Origin of the sequence: Alteromonas sp. MmMcT2-2 (genome assembly GCF_022348305.1) — a bacterium.
Classification (GTDB): domain Bacteria; phylum Pseudomonadota; class Gammaproteobacteria; order Enterobacterales; family Alteromonadaceae; genus Alteromonas; species Alteromonas macleodii.
The window spans coordinates 1-2,748 of the sequence record NZ_JAKRFA010000102.1; the positions used below are offsets into that span (position 1 = coordinate 1).

The following is a 2,748-nucleotide window of genomic DNA, read 5'->3' on the forward strand; positions in this document are numbered from 1 at the left end:
CTGCTTGTTTCTTTGACGAGAAGAGCGTACCACTTTTAGCAGTTGGCCTCCTCTTCTACACCTTTCCATGAATGTCGCACTTATTATCTGAAATCGGGGTTAACATTAGGCTATTTGAAGCAATTGCATTTGAGGTATGATGAAATATCTTATCTTGTTGGGTTTTCATACACTGCAAACTTTAATAGAGCATTTAAAAAATGGACAGGACAAACCCCTAGTGTTTACCGTGAATCATTAACAAAAAGCGTAGACAAATAAACATGCCAGAAGCCAAAATTTTAGCTTATTTGAAGGAAATAAAGTGGCCAAACGGATTTATTTGCCAGTGCTGTGGCCATGAGCATAGCTATAATTCGTGCTCCTTTGAAATACCCCTGAGTCAAACCAAATGCAGAGGCATGTAAAAAAATGAATAGAAATGAATTATTCTCTACCAATAAGTTTATTCAAGACTTTTGTTCAATTGCTGATTATGTAGGTATGTCAAAAATAGATTTTTCACAGGCAATAGGCTTGCCATTTGAGTGCATTGATGAACCCGAAGGAATTATCTCCTTACACTACATTATAGAGTCTTATAAAGTGCTTTTAAGCTATACAAAAGATGAATTATTAGGTACTCAAGAAAAACCGCTCCCTAGAGGAGCTATTGCTTTAATGATCAAATCTGCATGTGCAGAAAAAACATTATCAAAGGCTTTAAGCGCCATTGATAATGTTAATCGTGTATGCCAAAGCCCTATAGTAGCAAATTTAATCCTTGAAAAGGATATAGTGCGGTGGCAATTTTCTTTTGTAACAAAAAATTCTAACCACTATTTATTCGCTATTACTATGCTTACTTGTATTGCGAATAGAATGTTAAGTATGTTATTGAAAAAAGAGGTTCCTTTGCTCTATATATCCTTTAAAGACGATGAACCAGTGAACCTATGCGATTATCATTTCTTATACAACTGTCCGGTTAAATTCAATCAAAATTATAACGAGCTCGTTTTTGATAAAGCATGGCTAAACAAACCTGTTTTATGTAACTATAAAGATGTGGAAAAACAATTAAGGGTACCATTATCTATAACAAGTCATTCTTTTGACTCTTTGGGGCTTATAAGCCAGATTAAAAACATCATTTCTTTATACCCTAGAAACCAATTTCCAACTCAAAATGAACTTGCATCGGAACTTGGAATATCTATTCGAACCATGCAACGAAAATTAGAGTTAGAAAACTCTAATTACATGGTAATCAAAGATGACTTTAGACACAAAAAAGCCTTGTTTTACCTTGAGCATACAACTAAGAGCCTTGAATGTATGTCAGAACGATGTGGTTTTAGTGAGGTTGCTTCCTTTACCCGTGCTTTCATTCGTTGGCAGGGGTGTACGCCGTCAAAATACAAATCGATACGTAAGCGCCAATTTAAGCGGTGAGGCCAGGGCTAATCAAGCGCTTGCTTGACATTCCACGGCAATAAATCGGTTAGATCCGCGCCCGATTCTCGCTGGGGAAGCTCAGCAAATAGCTTTTCGAAGTAATAATAGGGGTTAATGTCATTGGCACGACAGGTCATCACGATACTGTAAAGTATAGCGCTCGCCTCTGCCCCTTTGACAGTTTTTGAGAACAACCAATTTTTTCGCCCAGTCGTAAACGGACGGATATCACGTTCGGTATGGTTGTTGTCAATACTCAACTGCCCGTCATGTAAGCGATCTTAAATCAGCACTTTACGCAGTTTTGGGCACATTCCAAGGTAATAATGCTTCTAATTTTTCAACTGTCGTGGCATCGGCAATATTATCTAGCACATATTTGATGTAACTGGAGGGTTCAACACCGTTAGCTTTGGCAGTTTCAATGAGCGAGTAACAGGTCGCACTGGCGTGTGCACCTCGCGATGAATCTGCGAACAACCAATTTCGTCGGCCTACGGCGAACGGTCGAATGGCATTTTCCGCTAGGGCATTACTGATATTGACGAAGCCGTAGTCGCAATAAGCAACAAGCGCATCCCACTGATTAAGCATATAGAATATGGCTTTGTAGGTCAGTGAATCTTTCAGTACCTTGGGTAGATTACGCTCAAGCCACGGTTTAAATTCGTTCAGAATAGGCACCGCTAAGGTTTGCCGTGCCTGGTATTTTTCGTCACTGCTCAAGTCAGCAATTTTCCTTTCAATGGCGTACAGCTTTCGGATATAACCAATCGCTACATCGGCTTTAGAGGGCGTGCCTTTTTTGCTATTTTTATGGCTAGGCGTGCCCGCTCGACTGGCTTCAATAAATTTACGCCGTGCGTGGTCCATACAGCCAATACGGGGTAATTGACGCTCGCGACAGACTTTGGCGTAACCCGCATAGCCGTCAACTTGCAAGACACCGTTAAATCCATCGAGTAGACGTGCAGGAACCTGACCGGCGCGTGAAGGGTCATAGTCAAACAGCACTGTCGGTTTATCCGGTGGGCCGCCACGGGTCACCCACATCCATTTATCACTTTGACGACTTTTACCGGCTTCGTCTAAGACTTGAATGCGCGTTTCATCCGCTTGAATATAGTTGCCCTGATTTTGTTGTTCGCGGGCCAGTTTGATTAAGGGGTGAAATACGTCGTTGAGTCGGATAACCCAATTGGCCATGGTATTAGGGGTTCTAGGGATTTTCCCCTCTAAAAAGACATAATCCTCTGTAGACCACACCAATAAATGGCTGCGGAGGTGGGTTACTACTTATAAGTGTGGCAA

The 2,748-nt window shown here is 41.1% G+C and carries 1 protein-coding gene and 3 pseudogenes; 2 read left to right on the forward strand and 2 right to left on the reverse strand.

All coding sequences use genetic code 11. The features are described from left to right. Positions 1 to 99 precede the first annotated feature (99 nt). Positions 100 to 261, forward strand: a pseudogene (locus MHM99_RS20955) (AraC family transcriptional regulator); the annotation flags it as partial. Positions 262 to 411: 150 nt separating this feature from the next. Beyond that, positions 412 to 1,434, forward strand: coding sequence for an AraC family transcriptional regulator (locus MHM99_RS20960; RefSeq protein ID WP_187448015.1), 1,023 nt, complete (start codon positions 412 to 414; stop codon positions 1,432 to 1,434). Between the two features lie 8 nt (positions 1,435 to 1,442). Here MHM99_RS20960 and MHM99_RS20965 read toward each other — a convergent pair. Continuing rightward, positions 1,443 to 1,706, reverse strand: a pseudogene (locus MHM99_RS20965) (transposase); the annotation flags it as partial. Positions 1,707 to 1,731: 25 nt separating this feature from the next. Continuing rightward, positions 1,732 to 2,667, reverse strand: a pseudogene (locus MHM99_RS20970) (IS66 family transposase); the annotation flags it as partial. Positions 2,668 to 2,748 lie beyond the last annotated feature (81 nt).